The sequence below is a fragment of the Enterobacter sp. GER_MD16_1505_Eko_090 genome, from assembly GCF_003331015.1.
Lineage (GTDB): Bacteria > Pseudomonadota > Gammaproteobacteria > Enterobacterales > Enterobacteriaceae > Enterobacter > Enterobacter roggenkampii.
Genome location: NZ_PUQF01000012.1, coordinates 37,095 through 58,539, shown reverse-complemented (window position 1 = coordinate 58,539; position 21,445 = coordinate 37,095). Strand labels below are relative to the sequence as shown.

Annotated in this window: 23 protein-coding genes; 6 read left to right on the top strand and 17 right to left on the bottom strand. The window is 56.9% G+C overall.

All coding sequences use genetic code 11. The features are described from left to right. Positions 1–196: 196 nt before the first annotated feature. From emrB to C6A40_RS14700, 12 genes are all read right to left on the bottom strand, one after another. A complete protein-coding gene (gene emrB, locus C6A40_RS14755; RefSeq protein ID WP_008502580.1) occupies positions 197–1,744 on the bottom strand; it encodes a multidrug efflux MFS transporter permease subunit EmrB in 1,548 nt (515 codons plus the stop codon). A gap of 16 nt (positions 1,745–1,760) precedes the next feature. Next, positions 1,761–2,933 carry a multidrug efflux MFS transporter periplasmic adaptor subunit EmrA gene (gene emrA, locus C6A40_RS14750; protein WP_021241959.1) on the bottom strand — a complete coding sequence of 391 codons (1,173 nt, stop codon included), beginning with the start codon at positions 2,931–2,933 and terminating at the stop codon, positions 1,761–1,763. Between the two features lie 126 nt (positions 2,934–3,059). Then, positions 3,060–3,590, bottom strand: a complete 531-nt coding sequence (gene mprA / locus C6A40_RS14745) for a transcriptional repressor MprA (RefSeq protein ID WP_008502578.1) — start codon at positions 3,588–3,590, stop codon at positions 3,060–3,062. 314 nt (positions 3,591–3,904) lie between these two features. After that, positions 3,905–5,089, bottom strand: a complete 1,185-nt coding sequence (locus C6A40_RS14740; protein ID WP_023325947.1) for an MFS transporter — start codon at positions 5,087–5,089, stop codon at positions 3,905–3,907. 184 nt (positions 5,090–5,273) lie between these two features. Beyond that, entirely contained in the window at positions 5,274–6,269 is a 996-nt protein-coding gene (gene proX, locus C6A40_RS14735) for a glycine betaine/L-proline ABC transporter substrate-binding protein ProX (RefSeq protein WP_045336637.1), read from the bottom strand. A gap of 9 nt (positions 6,270–6,278) precedes the next feature. After that, positions 6,279–7,343, bottom strand: coding sequence for a glycine betaine/L-proline ABC transporter permease ProW (proW, locus tag C6A40_RS14730; protein WP_023617661.1), 1,065 nt, complete (start codon positions 7,341–7,343; stop codon positions 6,279–6,281). Beyond that, positions 7,336–8,538 carry a glycine betaine/L-proline ABC transporter ATP-binding protein ProV gene (gene proV, locus C6A40_RS14725; RefSeq protein WP_008502574.1) on the bottom strand — a complete coding sequence of 401 codons (1,203 nt, stop codon included), beginning with the start codon at positions 8,536–8,538 and terminating at the stop codon, positions 7,336–7,338. The genes proW and proV overlap by 8 nt, the downstream gene beginning before the upstream one ends. A gap of 330 nt (positions 8,539–8,868) precedes the next feature. Further along, positions 8,869–9,828: a class 1b ribonucleoside-diphosphate reductase subunit beta gene (gene nrdF, locus C6A40_RS14720; RefSeq protein ID WP_045336635.1), complete on the bottom strand. Its 960-nt coding sequence runs from the start codon at positions 9,826–9,828 to the stop codon at positions 8,869–8,871. A 9-nt stretch (positions 9,829–9,837) separates the two neighbouring features. Next, positions 9,838–11,982 carry a class 1b ribonucleoside-diphosphate reductase subunit alpha gene (gene nrdE / locus C6A40_RS14715; protein WP_045336633.1) on the bottom strand — a complete coding sequence of 715 codons (2,145 nt, stop codon included), beginning with the start codon at positions 11,980–11,982 and terminating at the stop codon, positions 9,838–9,840. Continuing rightward, a complete protein-coding gene (nrdI, locus tag C6A40_RS14710; protein ID WP_044597751.1) occupies positions 11,955–12,365 on the bottom strand; it encodes a class Ib ribonucleoside-diphosphate reductase assembly flavoprotein NrdI in 411 nt (136 codons plus the stop codon). Before nrdI ends, nrdE begins: the two co-directional genes overlap by 28 nt. After that, positions 12,362–12,601, bottom strand: a complete 240-nt coding sequence (gene nrdH, locus C6A40_RS14705) for a glutaredoxin-like protein NrdH (protein ID WP_008502570.1) — start codon at positions 12,599–12,601, stop codon at positions 12,362–12,364. Before nrdH ends, nrdI begins: the two co-directional genes overlap by 4 nt. A 243-nt stretch (positions 12,602–12,844) precedes the next feature. Then, positions 12,845–13,171 (bottom strand): DUF883 domain-containing protein, encoded by a 327-nt coding sequence (locus tag C6A40_RS14700; RefSeq protein ID WP_008502569.1) that lies wholly within the window; start codon positions 13,169–13,171, stop codon positions 12,845–12,847. Positions 13,172–13,331: 160 nt separating this feature from the next. Between C6A40_RS14700 and C6A40_RS14695 the strand changes: the two genes are divergently transcribed. Beyond that, positions 13,332–13,676 carry a DUF2002 family protein gene (locus C6A40_RS14695; protein ID WP_008502568.1) on the top strand — a complete coding sequence of 115 codons (345 nt, stop codon included), beginning with the start codon at positions 13,332–13,334 and terminating at the stop codon, positions 13,674–13,676. 32 nt (positions 13,677–13,708) lie between these two features. Here the strand turns inward: C6A40_RS14695 and alaE are convergent, their stop codons facing one another. Continuing rightward, a complete protein-coding gene (gene alaE, locus C6A40_RS14690) occupies positions 13,709–14,158 on the bottom strand; it encodes an L-alanine exporter AlaE (protein ID WP_114191307.1) in 450 nt (149 codons plus the stop codon). A 493-nt stretch (positions 14,159–14,651) separates the two neighbouring features. Here alaE and stpA point away from each other — a divergent pair, with 493 nt between their 5' ends. Continuing rightward, a complete protein-coding gene (stpA, locus tag C6A40_RS14685; RefSeq protein WP_008502566.1) occupies positions 14,652–15,056 on the top strand; it encodes a DNA-binding protein StpA in 405 nt (134 codons plus the stop codon). A 38-nt stretch (positions 15,057–15,094) separates the two neighbouring features. On the opposite strand, the gene C6A40_RS14680 is transcribed toward stpA, so the two are convergent. From C6A40_RS14680 to C6A40_RS14670, 3 genes are all read right to left on the bottom strand, one after another. After that, positions 15,095–15,274 carry a hypothetical protein gene (locus C6A40_RS14680; protein ID WP_008502565.1) on the bottom strand — a complete coding sequence of 60 codons (180 nt, stop codon included), beginning with the start codon at positions 15,272–15,274 and terminating at the stop codon, positions 15,095–15,097. 79 nt (positions 15,275–15,353) lie between these two features. After that, a complete protein-coding gene (locus C6A40_RS14675; RefSeq protein ID WP_045336631.1) occupies positions 15,354–15,875 on the bottom strand; it encodes a rhodanese family protein in 522 nt (173 codons plus the stop codon). A 9-nt stretch (positions 15,876–15,884) separates the two neighbouring features. Next, complete coding sequence (locus C6A40_RS14670; protein WP_045336629.1) at positions 15,885–16,184, bottom strand: ArsR/SmtB family transcription factor; 300 nt, start codon at positions 16,182–16,184, stop codon at positions 15,885–15,887. 181 nt (positions 16,185–16,365) lie between these two features. Here C6A40_RS14670 and C6A40_RS14665 point away from each other — a divergent pair, with 181 nt between their 5' ends. Continuing rightward, on the top strand, positions 16,366–16,524 hold the full coding sequence (locus C6A40_RS14665; protein WP_008502562.1) for a YqaE/Pmp3 family membrane protein: 159 nt from the start codon (positions 16,366–16,368) through the stop codon (positions 16,522–16,524). Here the strand turns inward: C6A40_RS14665 and C6A40_RS14660 are convergent. Then, the gene (locus tag C6A40_RS14660) at positions 16,521–17,450 is read right to left on the bottom strand and encodes a LysR substrate-binding domain-containing protein (protein WP_045336627.1); all 930 of its coding nucleotides are present in this window, start codon (positions 17,448–17,450) and stop codon (positions 16,521–16,523) included. The genes C6A40_RS14665 and C6A40_RS14660 overlap by 4 nt on opposite strands. 319 nt (positions 17,451–17,769) lie before the next feature. Here C6A40_RS14660 and C6A40_RS14655 point away from each other — a divergent pair, with 319 nt between their 5' ends. From C6A40_RS14655 to C6A40_RS14645, 3 genes are all read left to right on the top strand, one after another. Then, positions 17,770–18,375, top strand: coding sequence for an ankyrin repeat domain-containing protein (locus tag C6A40_RS14655; RefSeq protein WP_008502560.1), 606 nt, complete (start codon positions 17,770–17,772; stop codon positions 18,373–18,375). 108 nt (positions 18,376–18,483) lie between these two features. Further along, positions 18,484–20,025 (top strand): acyl-CoA synthetase FdrA, encoded by a 1,542-nt coding sequence (gene fdrA / locus C6A40_RS14650; RefSeq protein ID WP_045336625.1) that lies wholly within the window; start codon positions 18,484–18,486, stop codon positions 20,023–20,025. Further along, a complete protein-coding gene (locus C6A40_RS14645; RefSeq protein WP_045336623.1) occupies positions 20,025–21,440 on the top strand; it encodes a DUF1116 domain-containing protein in 1,416 nt (471 codons plus the stop codon). The genes fdrA and C6A40_RS14645 overlap by 1 nt, the downstream gene beginning before the upstream one ends. Positions 21,441–21,445 lie beyond the last annotated feature (5 nt).

Here is a 21,445-nt window from a genome sequence, read left to right as displayed (position 1 = left end):
CCTGTTGTCTTTTCACTATCGTGAATCGATTTCAGGCGCGCTGCTTTATCGGCACTGACAATGGCTGTCGCGTTCTGGACACGGTGCGGTTTTTTGCCGGATGGCGGCTCCGCCTTATCCGGCCTACGTTCGTAGGCCCGGTAAGCGTAGCGCCACCGGGCAACCGTCGCACAGAACTAGCAACCTGCGCACAAGACTAGTGCGCGCCGCCACCGCCGCCACCGGCACCAAACGGCGGTCTGGCAAACCACACCAGCCCCAGCAGGACGATAAAGATCCCTGCCGATATCCAGAAAATCTCGTTGGCCGAGATAATCAGCCCCTGGTTGGTGATCTGCTGGGCGATCCAGCCGGACGCCTGCTGCTCCGTCATCCCCATTCCCTGCAGCTGACTGTACATCTGCTGTGCGTTAGGGTTGAACGGGTTCACCGCTTCGGTCAGTTGCGCGTGGTGCATTGATTCGCGGTTTGTCCACAGGGTAGTGGTGATCGACGTCCCGATAGAGCCCGCCAGCGTACGGGTGAAGTTCGACAGGCTCGACGCGGCCGCCAGACGCTCGGGCGGCAGGCCAGAGAGCGTGATGGTGGTCAGCGGCATAAAGAAGCACGCCACCGCAAAGCCCTGAATGAACTGCGGCCACGCCGAGGCGCCAAAGTCCATTCCCGGCTCAAAGGTATACGCACGCCAGTAGAAGCACACCGCGTACATGATGAAGCTGAACGTCACCAGCCGACGCATGTCGAGCTTATGGGCGAAGCGGCCAATAATCGGCGACAGCAGGACCGGGATCACCCCGACAGGTGCCGACGCCAGACCCGCCCAGGTGGCGGTATAGCCATACACCTCCTGCAACAGCTGCGGCAGCAGAACAATCGCGCCGAAGTAGAGCATATAGGCGAGGCTGATACACAGGCAGCCGATGGTGAAGTTTCGCGACTTAAAGAGCGAGAGATCGACGATCGGGTTGTCGTCCGTCAGCTCCCAGACGATCAGGAAGCTGATCGACACCACCGCGACAATGGTCAGGATGATGATCTCCTGCGAGTTGAACCAGTCGAGCTCTTTACCGCGGTCGAGCATGATCTGCAGACTGCCGATACCCAGGATCAGCAGCGCTAGCCCGATGCTGTCGATACGGCGCTGTTCGGTGCGCGTCTCTCGTCCCCGCAGCGACTGCAGCGTCATCAATACCACGACGGCGCCAATCGGTACGTTGATGAAGAAGATCCAACCCCAGTGGTAGTTATCGCTGATGTACCCGCCCAGAATCGGTCCGCAGATAGGCGCGACGATAACGGTCATCGACCAGAGCGCCAGCGCGACGGAACGTTTTGCGGGAGGGTAGTTGCTCAGCAGCAAACTCTGGGAGAGCGGGATCAGCGGCCCCGCGACAATCCCCTGAATGACGCGGAAGAAAATCAGCATCGTCAGGCTGCTGGACATGCCGCACGCCCACGAGGCCAGAACAAACGCCACCGTGGACCAGAGGAACAGCTTCACCTCACCGACGCGCTTTGCCAGCCAGCCGGTGATCGGAATGGAGATGGCGTTTGCCACCCCAAACGAGGTAATGACCCAGGTCCCCTGGCTCAGCGACGAGCCAAGGTTACCGGCGATGGTCGGGATCGCCACGTTTGCGATGGTGGAGTCCAGCACCTGCATGAATGTCGCCAGCGACAGCGCGATGGTCATAATGACCAGCTGCGCGCCTTCCAGCGGTTTTTGCGGCTTTTGCTGTTGCATAACGCTCACCTTCGGATTAACCGGCGTTTGCCTTCACGATGTCATCGATCAGCTTGTTGACCGGATCGAGGCTAATTTCACGGGCGTTACTTTCATAAACCGGGCTGCTACGCACCTGGCTTGCCAGGATCTGACCGTCGCGGTTGGCGGTGTCAACCGTCACCAGCGTGGAGAGGCCGATACGCAGCGGGTGATCCGCCAGCTGTTTGGCATCCAGTTCGATACGCACGGGCAGACGCTGTACGACTTTGATCCAGTTACCGGTGGCGTTCTGCGCAGGCAGCAGGGAGAAGGCGCTGCCGGTCCCCATATCCAGACCCACCACTTTGCCGGTGTACTTCACGTCATCGCCGTAGATGTCGCTGACAACCGTTGCGGTCTGGCCGATACGCATATGCGCAAGCTGCGTCTCTTTAAAGTTGGCGTCGACCCACAGGTTGTCCGCCGGCACAACCGCCATCAGCGGCGTGGTTGGGCTGATCTGCGCCCCTGGCTGGACGGAACGACGGGAGACATAGCCGGTCATTGGGCTGACGATTTTAGTACGCTGCAGGGCAAGCCACGCGTTGCGGACTTCAGTCGCTGCCTGCTGAACGGCAGGCTGGTTTTCCAGGCTGGTGCCCAGCACCATCGCCTGGTTGGCGTTGTACTGCTGAATGGCCACGTCCAGCTGTGCCTGAGCGCTGGCGACGGCGTCGCGGGCGTGCTGCAGCTCTTCACGGCCAATCAGATTGGCGGTGCCGAGCGGCACGCGACGGTTCAGATCGCTCTGCGCCTGCGCGAGTGCGGTCTTCTGCACGTCGATGTTGGCCTGCAGCTGTTTGCTGTTGATCATCAGCTGGCGGGTCTGACGGACGCTGGAGGCCAGCGCGGTCTGTGCTTTTTCAAACGCCTGCTGGGCGTCGGTTGGATCGAGCGTCACCAGCACATCGCCTTTTTGCACAAAGTCGGTATTGTCAGCCCAGACTTTCGTCACGCTGCCCGACACCTGCGCCATAATTTGTACCTGGTTCCCTGCCACGTACGCGTCGTCAGTCTCTTCAGCATGACGCAGTACTAAAAACCAATAGATCCCATATGCCACGGCAATAATGATAAAGAGCAAGGTCAACAGAAGAAGGGCGCTCTTACGTTTGCCTTTCTTGTTGGCCGGTTGCTGCGGGGTAGTGCTCTCCGCATTTGCGCTCATTGTTGTTCTCCACGATCTTCTTATTTTCACATCGGCTGAGCCGACCTGTTGTCAGAAAGGCCAGCAGTGTGACGTGCTGGCCTGTCGGTTTTCTTATAAATCTGGATTGTTGAGCGTGTCGTCGCGTTAGCGCAGCGCCTCAAGAACGGCGCCTTCTTCATCCATCTGGTCAAGACGGGTGAGCAGCTTGCGAGTGATGTGCTCAAGCTGGTCGCGCTCGGCGGTGCTGAGAGCGGACCAGAGTTTGTGCAGGCAATTGTGCTGAGGTGGCAGCACCTCGCGCAGGAATTCGTGACCTTTATCGGTCAGTTGCAGATGCAGGCAGCGGCGATCGTTATCGCTTTCACGGCGCTCAATCCAGCCGCGCTTTTCCAGCTCATCGGCAATTCGGGTGGCGTTGGTGCGGGAGGAGCCCAGCGCGCAGCTCAGCTCAGAAGGCTGAATGCTGTGGTTTTCCTGAGACTCCAGCGTGATCAACGCCATAAACAATGTCTCGTTAATCCCTTGAGCTTTCAGCATTTTATTGCGGTTTTCCAGTAGCTTACCCTGCATGTGCATGCACAGGCGAGTCAGCAGGATTTCCTGATACGGGAAGTCCTCATGGCGACTGGCGCGGAATTTAAGCATTTGTTCAATGGGCGTAAACGAACTATCCATTTGGGCATAACCTCATTAATTACAGCCGATATAGTAACGATAGTGACAAATAATGTAAATGAATTATTTGTGCGGTTATATCCGCCAAATTAATGTCACCATCAGAAAGCGCCGGGTAAGTCCGTGACCCGGTGAGCACAGAAAGCGTAGGGGATGAACCCGCTGAAGAGAGGATGTGAGGACGGGGGTCTGAACTATTCATGCCGATTGTAAATATGTCACCCACATTAAAATTTCTGGGATAAATGATTACGTTTACATTAACAGAGTGAGGGGCCCCTTTACACCCTAAGAGGCCCAAAGCAATGTAAAACTTAGTGAATTGCATCCTGGCGATGGTACCCGCGCCACCATACAAGCAGGTTAATCGTGGCGACGATGGCGCCAATTGCACATACCCCTGACCAGCCAGCATGCTGCCACGCCGAGGCGGAAATGAGCGAGCCCGCCGCGCCGCCAATAAAGTAGCTGGTCATGTACCCGGCCGTCAGGCGGTTACGCGCCTCCGGCTTCACGCGATAGATGACGGTCTGATTGGTAATGTGAACGCCCTGCACGGTGAGATCGAGTACCAGGATACCGACGATCAGCGCCAGCACCGAGACGTGCCCATACCAGATTGCCGCCCAGGAGAGCAGAAGTAACACCAGTCCCGCGGAGGTGGTCAGATGGGATTTGCCCTTGTCGGCCAGCCCGCCTGCGGGACGCGCGCCCAGTGCGCCTGCGGCACCGGCCAAGCCGAACAGGCCAATCACCCCTTCGGAATAATTAAACGGCGGCGCGGCCAGCAGAAACGCCATCGACGTCCAGAGAATACTGAAGTTGGCGAAGGTGAAGCAGCCCAGCAGGGCGCGGGTGCGCAGAAGTTTATCCTGGGTGAACAGGCTGAAAACGGAGGCCAGCAGCTGCGGGTAATTCAGGTGATTTTCCTGCTTCACTTTTGGCAGCCCGCGCCACAGCGCCAGCGCCATGACGACCATCAATACGCTCGCCACCCAGTATACGGTGCGCCAGCCGCCGAGGCTTGCCAGCAGCCCGGCGACGGTACGCGCCAGCAAAATCCCCAGCAGCAGGCCGCTCATGATGGTGCCCACCACCTTGCCACGTTTTTCCGGTGAGGCGAGGGTCGCGGCGAGCGGCACCAGGATTTGCGCCACCACGGAGAACAGCCCCGTCAGCGCGGTACCGATAATCATCATCGTCAGCGACTGGCTGCTGGCGGTGATCAGCATCCCGCCGGCGGCCAGAAGCGTCATGGAGACGATCAGCATCCGGCGTTCAAACATATCGCCGAGCGGCACCAGGAACAGCAGCCCGGCGGCATAGCCGAGCTGGGCGGCGGTAACGATAAAGCCTGCGGAGCTGGCGGAGAGATTGAACGCGCGGGCGATGGTGTCGAGAAGAGGCTGCGCGTAATAGTTGCTGGCGACGGCCAGACCCGTTGCCACGGACATTAAAAGGATGAGTGCGGGGCTAAGCCCTTGAGTGGTTTTTGTCATTAGTTTCAGGAATCGTTAGTGAAGTGATTATTTTTCCGGAAACCATAATAGCCAATGATTGTGAATGTGGGGGGATTGTTACGTGCTGGATTGTGCGGTTTAGGTTGGGTGCGGTCTGATCCCCTCACCCCGGCCCTCTCCCAGTGTACGATCCGGGGAGAGGGTTAGGGTGAGGGAAAAGGTTTTACTTCTGCGCCGCCAGCGCCGCTTTCACCCAGCCGTCAAACTGCTGCTGGTGGGCCTTGATCCAGCCGTCGACGTGGCCTTTAACATCCGCCTCAGACGATTTGCCCGCGTGCATCATCGCGTTCTGGGCGTTGATGTCCGCCAGCGGCAGCTTCATCACCGAGAACAGCTTCGCCGCGGCCGGGTTTTTCTCCGCCCAGGCTTTGTTCGCCACGATATGCATGGTGTTCACCGGGAAGCCGTAGTTCATGCCGTTCGGCAGTTTGGTGTCGATATCTTTCTGCTCGCCCGGCAGGGAGGAGAACGGCACCTGCAGCCACACCACGTCTTTACCCGGCTTCAGCACGTCGCTCACCCAGTACGGCGTCCAGGTGTAGTAGATCACCGGTTTACCCTCTTTGAAGCGGGCAATGGTGTCGGCCATCATCGCTGAATAGTTGCCGTGGCTCACGTCGACCGTTTTCGCCAGATCGAACGCCTTGTTCTGGTGGTTAATCACCGCTTCGCAGCCCCAGCCCGGCGAGCAGCCCATCATGTCGGCCTTGCCGTCACCGTTGGTGTCAAACAGTTTGGCGATCTTCGGATCCTTCAGCTGTTCGATGTTGGTGATGTGGTACTGGTCGGCGGTTTTCTTGTCGATCAGGTACCCCTGCGCCGCGCCGGTGACAAAGGTGCCTTCACGGTAGAATTTCTTATCGCCACCGGCGGCGGCATACATATCGTCATGCAGCGGCTGCCAGTTTACGGCGGTAAAGGTGGCGTCTCCGGAGGCAATCGAGGTGTAGCCCACGTTGTAATCCACTTCGCTCGGCGTGTTAACCGTATAGCCCAGTTTTTCCAGCGCGCGGCTGACCAGCAGGGTCTGGAAGCTCTCTTCCGAAATAGTGCTCTGCACCGGCTGCACGGTAATGCCTTTGCCCGGCAGGTCAGCCGCGAACGTGCTGGTGGAGACAAGGGTGGCAAACGCTGTGGCAAAAAGTACGTTATGTCGCATCGTTGTTCCTTATTTTCTAAAGGGGCGGGTGAGTAACCCGACGGGGCCGGTGGAATACCAGCGACGGTTGCCGCGACTGCGTGAATCGCGACCGACGGCCTGGGTCAGGCGGTCAAGAATAATGGCGAGGATCACAATCCCGACGCCGCCGACGGTAGCCAGCCCCATGTCGAGACGGCCAATGCCGCGCAGCACCATCTGACCGAGACCGCCAACGGCGATCATCGAGGCAATCACCACCATCGAAAGGGCCAGCATCAGCGTCTGGTTCACGCCCGCCATGATGGTCGGCATCGCCAGCGGGAGCTGAACCTTAAACAGCATCTGGCGCGGGCTGGCGCCGAACGAGCGTGACGCTTCGATCAGGTCCGCAGGCACCTGATTGATCCCGAGAATGGTCAGACGAATAATCGGCGGCAGGGCAAAGATAATGGTGACCACCACGCCCGGCACGTTGCCGATGCCGAACAGCATCACAATCGGCACCAGATAGACGAACGCCGGAGTGGTCTGCATCGCATCCAACAGCGGTCGAATAATCTTCGCGGCCCGCGGGCTGCGCGCCAGCCAGATCCCCATCGGCAGGCCGATGACGATGCAGAAGAGCAGGGCGGTCAGCACCAGCGCCAGGGTGATCATCGCCTGCGACCAGGCCCCAATCGCGCCGATGGCAATCAGCGAAATCAGCGTGGCGACACCCATCCCGGCGCTGCCAAACTGCCAGGCGATCAGGGAGAACAGGATAATCGCCACCGGGGCCGGCATGCCCAGCATCAGCTGCTGGAAGCCGTTCAGGATGTAATCCACCGGGATGCGGATCCCCTGGAAAACCGGGCGGAAGTGCGTGACCACCCAGTCGATCCCCTCCGTGACCCAGCTGTCCAGCGGGATCAGCGTCTTGTGGAACGGATCCATAATATTGAAGTGCTCTGGCGCAGGCGCGGGGGCGCTGTTCAGCCAGTCCGCCGCACCGCCACCGTCGGCGGGTGCTGGCGTGGAACCCCACGCGTCGGCGGATTGCGCAGCGCTGTCCGCCGCTTCAGTGGTGCCCCACGGGTTAGTTTGATCAGCCATTATTTGCCCCCTCGCGATCTAAAGCCTGCAGCAGCATCCGTTTGGAGATGATGCCGACGTACTGTTGTTCCTCACCCACGACCGGTACGGCGCAAGGCGCCTGCCCCACGTGAGAGAGCAACTCGCTGAGCGGCGTTTCGGCGTCCACGGCAAGCGGAGCGTCAATTAACGCCGCATCGATGCCCTGGTTTTCGCTGAGCGCGGTTTTCAGAGAATCGATGGAGACAACGCCAACAAATTTATTGCCGCGTTCAACCAGATAACCGTATTCACGGTCTTCGTCCTGCAGGAGCTTCAGCGCGGAGCGCGGGCCGAAGCCAGGCGTTTTACGGATAATGCCGTTTGGCGTTCGACGGGCAATATCTTTGGCGCTAAAGACCTGGCTAATATCCACGCCGCGGAAGAAGGTGCGCACATAATCATTTGCCGGATTATTGAGAATTTCATCCGGCGTGCCGACCTGCACCACTTCACCATTTTGCATAATGGCAATACGGTCGCCAATACGCATGGCTTCATCCAAATCGTGGGAAATAAAGACAATGGTCCGCTGATGTTTCGCCTGTAATTTTACCAGCTCATCCTGCATCTCGGTGCGAATTAACGGATCGAGGGCAGAGAAGGCTTCGTCCATTAATAAAATGTCTGGATTAATGGCTAATGCGCGGGCTAATCCCACGCGCTGACGCATGCCGCCGGAAAGTTCATCCGGGTACGCATGCGCATAATTTTCCAGCCCAACCTGACGCAGGGCGTCAAGGGCTTTTTCCTGACGTTCCTGCGCGGGTGTGCCGGCTAATTCCATGCCGAAAGCGGTATTATCCAGCACCGTCATATGTGGCATCAGTGCGAATGACTGGAATACCATCGCAATCTTCTTTCTGCGCACCTCGCGAAGCTCGGCGTCTGATATTCTGGCGATATCCACGCCGTCAATCAGCACCTGTCCGCGGGTGGGTTCAATCAGGCGATTGAGAAGGCGAACCATAGTGGATTTACCCGAACCGGATAATCCCATGATGACAAAAATCTCGCCTTCTTCAATGGCCAGACTGGCGTCTTTAACGCCAAGCGATAGCCCGGTTTTTTCCAGAATTTGCTCTTTCGAAAGGCCTTTCTCAATATATTTGAATGCGCGCTGAGGATGCTCGCCAAATACTTTATAAAGATTTTTCACTTCTAATTTAATTGCCATGCAATAGAGAGTGTCCTGTTATTTGTTTATGTCGATATGATTACCATGGTAAATTGTTAACGGGCATAACCCTAACATACTGAGAATCTGAGACAACCCTGGGTTTGCTTATGACGTAAATTTTCAGGGAGGCGAAACGGCTGAATTTCCCATGAGTAAAGGGCTGAGCGGGATTTGAATTTTTCTCAATTTTTTGCTGCGGCATCGGGGAATTTCGCCTGAATCGGGTGATTCAGGCGAATAGGGCGCGGAAATGACAGTGTAGTTGCTTTGTAAATATTGGAGAGGAAATTGTTGGGTTTATATTAAATTAACGAACGTTAACGTTCATTAAAAATCCCAGTCCTCATCCTCGGTTTCCACCGCTTTGCCCATCACGTACGACGAACCCGATCCGGAGAAGAAATCGTGGTTTTCGTCGGCGTTGGGCGACAGCGCGGAGAGAATCGCCGGGTTAACCTCCGCCATCTCTGGCGGGAACAGCGCGTCGTAGCCGAGATTCATCAGCGCCTTGTTGGCGTTGTAGCAGAGGAAGGCTTTCACGTCCTCCTCCCAGCTGGTGCCGGCGTACAGTTCCTCGGTATAGCTCAGCTCGTTGTCGTACAGATCCATCAGCAAATCGAGCGCAAACCCTTTGAGCTCCTCGCGCTCCGCGTCGCTGACCTTTTCCAGCCCTTTCTGATATTTATAGCCAATGTAATACCCGTGTACCGCTTCATCCCGAATGATAAGCCGGATCAAATCGGCGGTGTTGGTCAGCTTGCCCCGGCTCGACCAGTACATGGGCAGCCAGAAGCCAGAATAGAACAGGAATGATTCCAGAAACACGCTGGCGATCTTCTTCTTCAGCGGCTCGTCGGCCCGATAATACGTCAGTACCAGCTCCGCCTTTCTTTGTAACGACTCGCTCGCTTCGCTCCAGGCGTAGGCCGCGTCCACGTCTTTGGTCTGGCACAGCGTGGAGAAAATCGAGCTGTAGGAGCGGGCGTGCACCGCCTCCATAAAGCTGATGTTCGACATCACCGCCTCTTCGTGCGGCGTCAGCGCGTCACCCATCAGAGCCGGTGCGCCAACGGTATTCTGAATGGTGTCCAGCAGCGTCAGGCCGGTAAAGACGCGGATCGTTAGCTGCTGCTCGGCGTGGCTCAGGGTTTGCCAGGCCGGAATATCGTTGGAGAGCGGGACCTTTTCCGGCAGCCAGAAGTTGCTGGTCAGGCGGTTCCACACTTCCAGATCTTTCTCGTCCTGGATCTTGTTCCAGTTAACGGCGCTCACGCGTGACAGTTTCATCCTTTCTCCTTACAGCGCGCAGGACACGCAGCCTTCGATTTCGGTGCCTTCCAGCGCAAGCTGGCGCAGGCGAATGTAGTAGAGCGTCTTGATACCTTTCTTCCAGGCGTAGATCTGCGCTTTGTTGATGTCCCGCGTGGTGGCGGTATCCGGGAAGAACAGCGTCAGCGACAGCCCCTGATCCACGTGTTTCGTCGCCTCGGCGTAGGTATCGATGATTTTTTCCGGGCCAATCTCGTATGCGTCCTGATACAGCGCCAGGTTCTCGTTGGTCATAAACGGCGCAGGGTAGTAAACGCGTCCGGTTTTGCCTTCTTTGCGAATTTCAATCTTCGACACGATCGGGTGAATGCTCGACGTGGCGTGATTGATGTAGGAGATCGAACCGGTTGGCGGCACCGCCTGCAGGTTCTGGTTGTAGATGCCGTAGCGCATCACGTCATCACGCAACTGCTGCCACATCTCGCGCGTGGGCAGAACGATCCCGGCGCGGGCAAACAGCTCCCTTACTCGCGCCGTTTTCGGCTGCCAGTCGCCTTCAAGATACGGGCTGAAATACTCTCCGCTGGCGTAGCGCGACTGTTCAAAGCCCGCGAAACGCTGGTTGCGCTCGCGCGCCAGCATCATCGAGGTATGCAGCGCGTGCCAGGTGACGGTGTAAAAATAGAGGTTGGTGAAGTCCAGCCCTTCCGGGCTGCCGTAGGCGATGCCTTCCCGCGCCAGGTAGCCGTGCAGGTTCATCTGCCCAAGGCCAATGGCGTGCGACGCGGCGTTGCCCGCCTCGATGGACGGCACGCTGCGGATGTGGCTCATGTCCGACACCGCCGTCAGCCCGCGAATGGCGGTCTCCACCGTGCGGCCAAAGTCGGGGGAATCCATGGTGTGGGCGATATTCAGCGACCCGAGGTTGCAGGAGATGTCTTTGCCGATCTCCGCGTAGTCCAGATTCTCGTCATAGCGGGAGGCACTGTTGACCTGTAAAATCTCCGAGCACAGGTTGCTCATGTTGATGCGCCCGGCAATCGGGTTTGCGCGGTTCACCGTGTCCTCGTACATGATGTACGGATAGCCGGACTCAAACTGAATTTCGGCAAGCGTCTGGAAGAAATCGCGGGCGTTGATGGTTTTTTTGCGGATGCGATCGTCGGCCAGCAGCTCGTCGTACAGCTCGCTTATCGCCACGTCGCCAAAGGCTTTGCCGTAAATCCGCTCAACGTCATACGGCGAGAAGAGCGCCATGTCGGCATTCTCTTTAGCCAGCTTAAAGGTGATATCCGGGATCACCACGCCCAGCGACAGGGTTTTGATGCGGATTTTTTCGTCGGCGTTTTCGCGCTTGGTATCGAGGAAACGCAGAATGTCGGGGTGGTGCGCGTGCAGATAAACCGCGCCCGCGCCCTGACGCGCGCCAAGCTGGTTGGCGTAGGAGAAGGCATCTTCCAGCATCTTCATGACCGGGATCACGCCGGAGGACTGGTTTTCGATGCGCTTAATCGGCGCGCCCGCTTCACGCAGGTTCGAGAGCAGAAACGCCACGCCGCCGCCGCGTTTGGAGAGCTGCAGCGCCGAGTTCACCGCGCGGCCTATCGACTCCATATTATCTTCAATGCGCAGCAGGAAGCAGGAGACCAGCTCGCCGCGCTGGGCTTTTCCGCAGTTAAGGAACGTTGGCGTGGCGGGCTGGAAGCGGCCGGAGAGGATCTCGTCGGTGAGCTGTTGCGCCAGCGCTTCATCGCCCTGCGCCAGGGTCAGCGCGACCATCACCACGCGATCTTCAAAGCTTTCTAAGTAGCGCTTACCGTCGAAGGTCTTCAGGGTGTAGCTGGTGTAGAACTTCCACGCGCCAAGGAACGTCTGGAAACGAAAGCCGCTGGCGTGGGCGCGTTCAAACAGCTTCACGACGAAGGCGCGTGCGTAGCGGGTGAGGACGCGTGCGTCGTAGTAACCTTCGTTAACCAGGTGGTCGAGACGTTCATCCTGGCTCGCGAAGGTCACGCTGTTGGGCCGCACGTGGGCTGCAAAAAAGGCGTCCACCGCCTCACGGTCTTTATCAAACTGAATGCGTCCCTCCCGGTCATAGAGGTTAAGCATCGCGTTTAATGCGTGGTAATCCGGCGTCGCCTGTATTACCCGTTCTGCGGTTGTCGTTGCCAAAATTCGTTCACTCCTTTACGCACGTTTTCGACGTCCTGCTGCGTCCCCATCAGCTCAAAGCGATAGAGATACGGCACGCCGCATTTTTGAGAGATGACATCTCCGGCGCGGCCAAAGGCATCGCCGAAATTGCGATTGCCCGCCGCGATCACGCCTCGGATTAGCCCGCGGTTATGCGGATCGTTCAGAAAGCGGATCACCTGGCGAGGCACTGCGCCCGCCGTACCGCCGCCGCCGTAGCTGGGCACCACCAGAATGTACGGTTCTTCTACCCGGATGCGCTCCCGCTCGTTAAGGGGAATGCGCACCGCAGGCAGCCCGACGCGCGCCATAAAACGGAGCGTGTTTTCCGAGCTGCTGGAGAAGAAGACTAGCCCACTCATGCCCGTGCGGCCTGCGCGGCGATGCGGTTGATCATGTCCGGGCGGAAGCCAGACCAGCTGGTCTCCCCGGCCACCACCACCGGAAGCTGACGGAAACCCTGCGCGCGAAGGGTATCGGCGGCCTCGGGCTGCTGGTCAATATTCACCATCTCAAACGCCACGCCGCGGCTTTCCATCGCCCGTTTGGTCGCGTGGCACTGAACACAATCGTTACGAGTGTAAATAATAATGCTCATGATTCGTATTTCCATTTAAAATGAGAGAGCGGCGCGAATCATCGCGTCAGGTTGTGTGTATCTTGCTAAAAGGAATACTAGATGTAGTTGTCTTAAGTTTCAACCATACAAGATATGGGAAATTTAGATTGATGATGCCCTGATGATGAGCACGGCGGGGCAGGGGATGTTGTACGGGTTTTTCAGGCTTGCGGGCATTAAAAAGCCCCGGTGCCAGCGGCGACCGGGGCTGATGGCTCGCGCTTACTTACGCAGGCTAAGCAGAGCGCCGACGAAGATCCCGACTGCCGCTACCGTGCCGAGCGTGCAGAGCGGTTTTTCGCGTACGAAGGTCGTTGCGCAGCTGACCGCATCGCAGGCAGCCTGTGTGGTACGCGTGCGGCCATTTAGGCGTGCGCGGGTTTCACGGAGCAGAGACTGAGCCTTACGTTTTGCGGCATCCGCTTCGTCCTTCGCGTCACTTCCCCAGGATTTCAGCACCTCTTCCAGCGTGTCTGCTAATTGGCTGACATCATTACGAATATCCTGAGCGTCGTCGTTAATATCGTTTCGGTTCGGTCTGTTAAACATACGATCCTCCGTAATTTTGTGTTCCCGTTCAGTTTAGTTCAGAAATTTAATATCTGAAGCGCATCACGCGATATCCGCCAGTTTATGGACTATTCTGAAAGCCCTGCTAATGCTGAATACTGTAAGGTTGCCGGGCAGGAAAAGATAACGAGGAAAAGATATGTATTTACGACCTGACGAGGTGGCACGCGTTCTTGAAAAAGAGGGATTCACCATGGATGAGGTGACGCCAAAAGCGTATGGATATCGCCGTGGCGAGAATTATGTTTACGTTAATCGTGAAGCAAGAATGGGCCGTACCGCTCTCATTATTCACCCGACGCTGAAAGACAGAAGTCTGTCATTTGCTGAGCCTGCCTCGGATATTAAAACCTGCGATCATTATCAGCAATTTCCGCTCTATTTAGGCGGAGAGACGCATGAGCATTATGGTATTCCGCATGGTTTCAGCTCGCGTATGGCGCTGGAACGGTTTTTGAAGGGACTGTTTGGCGACGTACAGTAAATTTGCGACTGGCCTGCGCCAGTCGCTTCACATCACGCTTTAGCCTGGCTGTACTGGCTGACCTTAAACAGGCGGCGACAGTAGTCGAGGAAATAGCCATACACCGCCCCCATCAGCATTGAAATCACAATATTCGAACTGACCGCCGCCGCGATCTGGTGCCAGTCCGCGCCCACCGTCAGCAGAATGGCCACGTAAACCGGCGACTGGAACGTCACATAGGCCAGAACGTCTGCCAGGTTTTTCACCCAGCCTGCGGGGCTGATACGCCGCGCGAAGCGCATGACGGCATCGCGGTATAAACCGTAAGGCCAGGCAATAATAATATTGACCGGAATCGCCACCAGACGAGAATAAAGTGACTGCTCGAAGGACATTCCGGAGAGGAATATTTCGATCAACATGTTCACAACGGAACAGTAGACAACCATCGCGAAAGTATCCGCCACAGCATGGCGAAGGCGTGATTGCGGTGAGAACATGTCTGAACTCCTTGAGAAGAACACAAAAGAAACGATTTTCCCGAAGCGGTTAGTGCTTTAGGTTGGTTTGTTTGACGTGTATAGCGTATATCTCTACGTTTGAAGTGACAACTAGTGATTAATTTTTATTTAATCGCGTTTTGTCCACAAAACTCTCTAAAATTGATGGTTTTTTGTTCGCTTCGTTATAATCTGTCTCGTGCGATGATTTTTGGTTTTAAATCATTGGCTTAACTATCTTGATGTTGAAAGGTGAGTCAGTGCTTTTGTGGGTAGCGCAGAATGCTGAAATTTTGATTAAGGTTGACCCTTTATATTGCAGTGATGATTGAATCCCTGCGTATCGCTCAGACGTTATAAGATAATATTAACGGCGACAGTTAAACATATTTACGCTATTGACTGGCCAGCCTGCGGGTAGATATTTCAGCGGAAATGAATTATTCTGTCGGTGATTTATCTATTTACCCTAAACAAAAGGTTTTCAAATAATATGTCTTTGACGTTACAGAATCTTAATAATATCCGAACTCTGCGCGCCATGGCACGCGAATTATCCCTGGACGTTCTTGAGGAAATGCTGGAAAAAGTCAGGGTCGTTGCTGAAGAGAAACGTAGTGAGCTGGCGGAATTAGAGCAGCAGAGAGCCGAGCAGCAGGAGAAAATTAATGCTCTGCTGGAGCGGATGAAAGCCGATGGTATTTCACCGACCGATCTGCTGGGCTCTGAACTGGCGCAGACGGGTAAATCCACGAAAAAGCGTAAGCCGCGTGAAGCGAAATACCGCTTTATTGACCAGAACGGTGAAGAGAAAACGTGGACCGGCCAGGGCCGTACGCCAAAGCCTATTGCCAGCGCGCTGGCAGAGGGGAAATCACTGGATGATTTTCTGATCTAATGCGTGAACCGGGCGGAACATACCGCCCGGCACTCTTTTCAGCAGACGCCGAAATCACCGTCTTCGGTATACGGCGCCAGCTCGGCGGCTTTCAGGGTATATTTCTCGCCTTGTTCATTGCTGGCCTGTACCGCCACCACGCTTTCACCGTTCACTTCGAGCACTTTCAGCTTCGGGCCGCCTTTACGCGGTTGTACATAATCACCGACAGAAAACATATTACCTCCTCATCGTTTTAGCGATCTTCACCTTAGCCCACGTATGACACCGGGTACAGCGTATTTCACCGATTACTGCTTATGAGGTACGCCGGTTCCAGGGCATCACCTTCAGCAGCCGCGCCATGCCGCAAAAACCGGTCACACCGGCGAACAGCAGCCCGGCCCCCACGAAGCCGCTGAGCAGGAAAAAGCCGTCTGAGACGCTATAGCCCAGCACTACGCCGCAGAGAATGAGCAGCCCGGCAGCGATTTGCACCTGACGCATCAGCGGCAGCGGCTGGGTTTTGTCTTCGACTGTCTGCAGACCCGCCTGCTTCCAGCCCTGAATGCCTCCTTCGACCACAAATGCCTGAGCGGGGGCGGCAGCCTGCGCAAGGCGATCGGCATTGCCTGAGGTGCGGGCGCCAGACTGGCAGTGAAAAATCACCGTTTCACCCGCCTGCGTTTTAAGTCCGCCGGGTAAGGTATCCAGCGGCTCGGACTGCGCGGCGGGAATATGCTCGCGGGCGTACTCGTCGGCATCACGAATATCAATCAGTTTTGCGCCATCGGCGATGCGGGCATAGGCCTCGCGCGGCGAAAGAAGGGGAAGTGACATGGCGGCTCCTTACGGGCAATAAAGGGTTTTCAGGGTGCTGATGAGCTGATGCACCGCGTCGTTTTTAATGAAATAGAGAATGCGCTGCGCCTCGCGGGTGTTGGCGATCAGGCCTTCCTCACGCATGCGCGCCAGATGCTGCGACGTGGCGGAAGGGCTCAGACCCGTCGCGCGGGCCAGCTCCCCCGCGCTGGTGCCGGGGGCGGCGCACAGCGTGCAGAGGATCAGCAGCCGACGCGGGTTGCTCATCGCTTTTAAAAGCGTTGCGGCCTGCTCTGCGCTGGCCTGAAGCTGTTCGAGTTCAGTCATAGTACTTTAGAGTTTTCTTAATTAAGGTAATGCTAAAGTAATTGTGCGCATTACGCCAGCGTCAAAAGCGTAAAAGAGGGTAAACGCGGAGCAGAGAACTGGCGCAGACAGGTAAACTGGCTATGCTTAGAAAGGGTTCTCTCTATTATTTTCAATGGATTAGCTTGCACGGAGTGTTAATATGGGTTTTTGGCGTATTGTTTTTACCATCCTGCTGCCGCCGCTGGGCGTGCTGTTGGGCAAAGGGCTTGGCTGGGCGTTTATCATCAACATTCTTCTGACGCTGCTGGGCTACTTCCCCGGCCTCATTCACGCATTTTGGGTACAGAGCAAAAGCTAAGCGCGCCACAGTAAATCGCTGTAGATATCGGTCAGCATCCCCGCTGGACCAAAGTGCTGTTTGATCCAGCGCGTGACCTGGCCTGTCGCGGCATGCTGCGTAGCGAGCAGCATGCGCGAGTCCTGACGCGGGTTATTGATACGTCGCGTCACCAGCAGCCCGTCTTCCACCGCGTCCCGCGCCATATACTCCGGTAAAAAACCTATCCCTTCGCCCAGGATCTGACACTGGCATTTGGTATTAAAGTCCGGCACCAGAATCGCCTCCTGACCGTGCAGCAGCCAGCCCACCTTCTTGTTAATGGTGTGTGCGGTATCTTCCACCATGATGTTGGGATACAGGCGCAGCTGGCTCTCCGCTATCGGTTCCGGAACGAACGCCAGCGGATGCGTCGGCGCAATGGCAAACACCCAGCGGATGGCGCCGATCTCGGTGTAGTCAATTCCGCCGCCGTCGAGCAGCGTGTCCGGCGCGCCAATGGCGATATTGGCCTGGTTATTGATGATCGAATCCCACACGCCGTTATAGACCTCCGTGGTGACGGTGATCTGGCAGGTAGGAAACTGCTTTTTCAGCACCTGGAGCAGCCGCGCGGTATGGCGCGGCGTATATAACAGCTGGTTGATACAGATGCGCACCCGCGCCTCGATGCCCTGTGAAATGGTATCAATCCCGCGCTTGATGGCGTGGAAGTCGTTAAGCAGGTCGGTGGCTTTGCGGTAAAAGTAGAACCCGGACTCGGTCAGCTCAATGCTGCGCGTGTTACGCACAAACAGCACCACGTCCAGCCCGGTTTCCATCCGCTTGATGGTGTAACTGATGGCCGAGGTGGTGACCCCCAGCTCGGCAGCCGCCTTGCTGAAGCTGCCGAAGCGTGCGGCGGTGGTAAAGGCCAGCAGGTTCTCTTCGGTAAAGATGGAATTCATATCATAGCTTCCTCAGTCATCAGTTTTGAACATATTTTAACAACGCCTTTACAACACATTTGAAGCCGATCACAGTTCTGACCCTTTACGCAGAGCCCCGTCATGCAAGGCTTTTTCAACCATAAGGATAATGCAGCCTGAGGCGCTAAAAAGCGGTTAAACATAAGAAAAAGGTTGCACGGACGCACGTTTTATCCCTACTGTTGAATTTATCTCAACAATGAATTCACTGTCGATGAATCATTTTTAAGCGGATTCTTTTATGACCAGGCTGTTGCTATTCTCGGGTCAAGAGCAATAAAACATCGGGAGTCTGAATATGTCTGCAACTGAACTGGTTACGGAATTTCTGCTGGCGGCAGAAGAGGGAAATAGCGATGCGCTAAAAGCCTGTCTGGAAAAAGGCGTGGATATTAACGCCACTAACCGCCAGAAAAGAACCGCCGTTACGATTGCCAGCCTCAAAAAACACTATTCCTGCGTGGCGTTATTAATTGCCGCCGGGGCAGATATTGATAAACAGGACCAGACCTGTTTTAACCCCTTCCTGATCAGCTGCCTGACGAACGATTTAACCCTCCTGCGGCTGGTATTACCCGCGAATCCGGATCTCGACCGCCTTACCCGCTTCGGCGGCGTGGGCATTACCCCTGCCAGTGAAAAAGGGCACGTGGAGATCGTGCGCGAGCTGCTGGAAAAAACCGACATTAACGTTAACCACACCAACTTTGTCGGCTGGACGCCGCTGTTGGAAGCCATTGTGTTAAACGACGGCGGTGCGAAACAGCAAGAGATTGTGAAGCTGCTGCTGGATCACGGCGCGAACCCGCACATGACCGACAAATACGGCAAAACCCCGCTCGAACTGGCGCGGGAGAAAGGCTTCACTGAGATTGCCGACCTGCTGCTGGCCGCGGGCGCGTAAAACGACCGGTCAGCCCGTTCCGGCTGGCCGCTAATTTAAAAAAGCATTTTTACCGACGTGCATTTTGCACGACGGCGGCCCCCTTTTATCCGTATTCAGGAGAAAACAATGCCAACCAAAATCGTCATAAAAAAGAACACGTATTTCGATTCGGTTTCCTTAATGTCGGTTTCCACCAAAGCCAATAAATTGCCGGGCGTCGAACAGGCGTTTGTGGCAATGGCGACGGAAATGAATAAAGGCGTTCTGAAAAATCTCGGGCTGCTCACGCCGGAATTAGCGGAAGCCAAAAATGGCGACCTGATGATCGTGATTAAAGGCGACGCGGCGAACGATGAAACGCTGGCGGAAATAGAAGCTTTATTTACCCATAAAGCGAGCAGCGGCACCCATGAAGCACGCTACGCGACGATTGCCAGCGCCAAAAAACATCGCCCGGAGAGCAACCTCGCGGTGATTTCCGTTAACGGCACCTTCGCTGCCCGCGAAGCGCGCCAGGCGCTGGAAAACGATCTCAACGTGATGCTTTTCTCCGATAACGTGTCGCTCGACGACGAGCTGGCGCTGAAGCAGCTGGCGCACCAGAAAGGACTGCTGATGATGGGGCCGGACTGCGGCACCGCCATTATCAACGGCGCGGGATTGTGCTTCGCCAACGCGGTGCGTCGCGGGCCGATTGGCATCGTCGGCGCGTCCGGCACCGGCAGCCAGGAGTTAAGCGTGCGCATCCATGAATTCGGCGGCGGCGTGTCGCAGCTGATTGGCACCGGCGGGCGCGATCTTAGCGAGAAGATCGGCGGCCTGATGATGCTCGACGCCATCGACATGCTGGAAGCCGACGAGGGCACAGAGGTTATCGCGCTGATCTCCAAACCAGCGGCTCCTGCCGTGGCAGAAAAGGTGCTGGCCCGCGCCAGAGCCTGCCGCAAGCCGGTGGTTGTTTGCTTCCTCGGGCGCAATGAACCGCCCGCCGATGAGGACGGACTGCAGTTTGCGCGCGGCACCAAAGAGGCGGCGCTGAAGGCCGTTCTGCTTACCGGCATCAAAAAAGAGTCCCTCGATCTGCACCCGCTCAACTGGCCATTGATCGAAGAGGTGCGCGCCCGCCTGACCCCGCAGCAGAAGTACATTCGCGGCCTGTTCTGCGGCGGCACCCTGTGCGACGAGGCGATGTTTGCGGCGCTTGCGAAATTCGACGACGTCTACAGCAACATCCAGCCGGATCCGGCTAAGCGCCTGAGCGACATAAGCGTCAGTAAAGCCCATACCTTCCTCGACTTTGGCGACGATGAGTTCACCAACGGCAAGCCGCACCCGATGATCGACCCGACCAACCGCATCAGCCGCCTGCTGCAGGAGGCGCGCGATCCGGAAGTGGGCGTCATCGTGATGGACTTCGTGCTGGGCTTCGGCGCGCACGAAGATCCGGTAGGGGTGATGATCGAGGCGATCAAAGAGGCGCAGGCCATGGCGAAGGCCGATAACCGTCGGCTTGAGATCCTCGGCTACGTGCTCGGCACCGACCAGGATCCGCAGTCGCTGGCGCAGCAGTGCCAGCGGCTGACCGACGCAGGCGTCATCTGGGCCAGCAGCAGCACCAATACCGGATTACTCGCACGCGAATTTGTCTGCAAAGGGGAGAACGCATAATGACCACCTTATTTAACCAGCCGCTGAACGTCATTAACGTGGGTCTCGCGATGTTCAGCGACGATCTTAAAAAGCAGCACGTACCCGTGACCCCGCTCGACTGGACGCCGCCGGGGCAGGGCAATATGCAGGTGGTGGAAGCGCTCGACCAGCTGGCGAAAAAACCGCTGGCGGAGAAGATTGCCGCCGCTAACCAAATCGCCCTTGAGCGCATTATTCAGTCCCATCCGGTGCTGGTGGGGTATGACCAGGCGATTAACGTTGTGCCGGGGATGACCCGCACCACCATTCTGCACGCCGGTCCGCCAGTCTCCTGGGAAAACATGTGCGGCGCGATGAAAGGCGCGGTCACCGGGGCGCTGGTGTTTGAAGGTCTGGCGACGGATCTGGAGGATGCGGCCAGGCTTGCCGCCTCCGGGGAGATCGCCTTCTCGCCGTGCCACGAGCACGACTGCGTGGGCTCGATGGCGGGCGTCACCTCCGCGTCGATGTTTATGCACATCGTGGAGAACAAAACCTACGGCAACCGCGCGTTCACCAACCTCAGCGAGCAGATGGCGAAGATCCTGCGCATGGGCGCCAACGACCAGAGCGTCATCGATCGCCTGAACTGGATGCGCGACGTGCTCGGCCCGATGCTGCGCGACGCGATGAAGATTATCGGCGAAATCGACCTGCGCCTGATGCTGGCCCAGGCGCTGCACATGGGCGATGAGTGCCACAACCGCAACAATGCGGGCACCACGCTGCTGATCCAGGCGCTGACCCCGGGGCTGATCCAGGCGGGCTATCCGGTTAAGCAGCAGCGCGAGGTGTTCGAGTTTGTCGCCAGCAGCGACTACTTCTCCGGCCCGACGTGGATGGCGATGTGTAAAGCCGCGCTGGACGCCGCCCACGGCATTGAATACAGCACCGTCGTGACCACCATGGCGCGCAACGGCTACGAGTTCGGCCTGCGCGTCTCCGGCCTGCCGGGGCAGTGGTTCACCGGCCCGGCGCAGCAGGTGATTGGCCCAATGTTCGCGGGCTATAAGCCGGAGGATTCCGGGCTGGACATCGGCGACAGCGCGATCACCGAAACCTACGGCATCGGCGGCTTTGCGATGGCGACGGCGCCGGCAATCGTGGCGCTGGTGGGCGGCACGGTGGAGGAAGCCATCGACTTCTCCCGTCAGATGCGCGAAATCACCCTTGGCGAAAACCCGAACGTCACCATTCCGCTGCTCTCCTTTATGGGGATCCCGACCGCCATCGACATCACGAAGGTCGCGGGCAGCGGTATTCTGCCGGTCATTAATACCGCCATTGCCCACAAAGACGCGGGCATCGGCATGATTGGGGCGGGCATCGTTCACCCGCCGTTTAGCTGTTTTGAAAAGGCGCTGTTGACCTTCCGCGATCGCTACTTTTTATAAGGCAT

Bases quoted from the DNA above. Each gene is read 5' to 3' on its own strand.
- emrB (WP_008502580.1), bottom strand. From the start codon at position 1,744: ATGCAACAGCAAAAGCCGCAAAAACCGCTGGAAGGCGCGCAGCTGGTC.
- emrA (WP_021241959.1), bottom strand. From the start codon at position 2,933: ATGAGCGCAAATGCGGAGAGCACTACCCCGCAGCAACCGGCCAACAAG.
- mprA (WP_008502578.1), bottom strand. From the start codon at position 3,590: ATGGATAGTTCGTTTACGCCCATTGAACAAATGCTTAAATTCCGCGCC.
- C6A40_RS14740 (WP_023325947.1), bottom strand. From the start codon at position 5,089: ATGACAAAAACCACTCAAGGGCTTAGCCCCGCACTCATCCTTTTAATG.
- proX (WP_045336637.1), bottom strand. From the start codon at position 6,269: ATGCGACATAACGTACTTTTTGCCACAGCGTTTGCCACCCTTGTCTCC.
- proW (WP_023617661.1), bottom strand. From the start codon at position 7,343: ATGGCTGATCAAACTAACCCGTGGGGCACCACTGAAGCGGCGGACAGC.
- proV (WP_008502574.1), bottom strand. From the start codon at position 8,538: ATGGCAATTAAATTAGAAGTGAAAAATCTTTATAAAGTATTTGGCGAG.
- nrdF (WP_045336635.1), bottom strand. From the start codon at position 9,828: ATGAAACTGTCACGCGTGAGCGCCGTTAACTGGAACAAGATCCAGGAC.
- nrdI (WP_044597751.1), bottom strand. From the start codon at position 12,365: ATGAGTGGGCTAGTCTTCTTCTCCAGCAGCTCGGAAAACACGCTCCGT.
- nrdH (WP_008502570.1), bottom strand. From the start codon at position 12,601: ATGAGCATTATTATTTACACTCGTAACGATTGTGTTCAGTGCCACGCG.
- C6A40_RS14700 (WP_008502569.1), bottom strand. From the start codon at position 13,171: ATGTTTAACAGACCGAACCGAAACGATATTAACGACGACGCTCAGGAT.
- C6A40_RS14695 (WP_008502568.1), top strand. From the start codon at position 13,332: ATGTATTTACGACCTGACGAGGTGGCACGCGTTCTTGAAAAAGAGGGA.
- alaE (WP_114191307.1), bottom strand. From the start codon at position 14,158: ATGTTCTCACCGCAATCACGCCTTCGCCATGCTGTGGCGGATACTTTC.
- stpA (WP_008502566.1), top strand. From the start codon at position 14,652: ATGTCTTTGACGTTACAGAATCTTAATAATATCCGAACTCTGCGCGCC.
- C6A40_RS14680 (WP_008502565.1), bottom strand. From the start codon at position 15,274: ATGTTTTCTGTCGGTGATTATGTACAACCGCGTAAAGGCGGCCCGAAG.
- C6A40_RS14675 (WP_045336631.1), bottom strand. From the start codon at position 15,875: ATGTCACTTCCCCTTCTTTCGCCGCGCGAGGCCTATGCCCGCATCGCC.
- C6A40_RS14670 (WP_045336629.1), bottom strand. From the start codon at position 16,184: ATGACTGAACTCGAACAGCTTCAGGCCAGCGCAGAGCAGGCCGCAACG.
- C6A40_RS14665 (WP_008502562.1), top strand. From the start codon at position 16,366: ATGGGTTTTTGGCGTATTGTTTTTACCATCCTGCTGCCGCCGCTGGGC.
- C6A40_RS14660 (WP_045336627.1), bottom strand. From the start codon at position 17,450: ATGAATTCCATCTTTACCGAAGAGAACCTGCTGGCCTTTACCACCGCC.
- C6A40_RS14655 (WP_008502560.1), top strand. From the start codon at position 17,770: ATGTCTGCAACTGAACTGGTTACGGAATTTCTGCTGGCGGCAGAAGAG.
- fdrA (WP_045336625.1), top strand. From the start codon at position 18,484: ATGCCAACCAAAATCGTCATAAAAAAGAACACGTATTTCGATTCGGTT.
- C6A40_RS14645 (WP_045336623.1), top strand. From the start codon at position 20,025: ATGACCACCTTATTTAACCAGCCGCTGAACGTCATTAACGTGGGTCTC.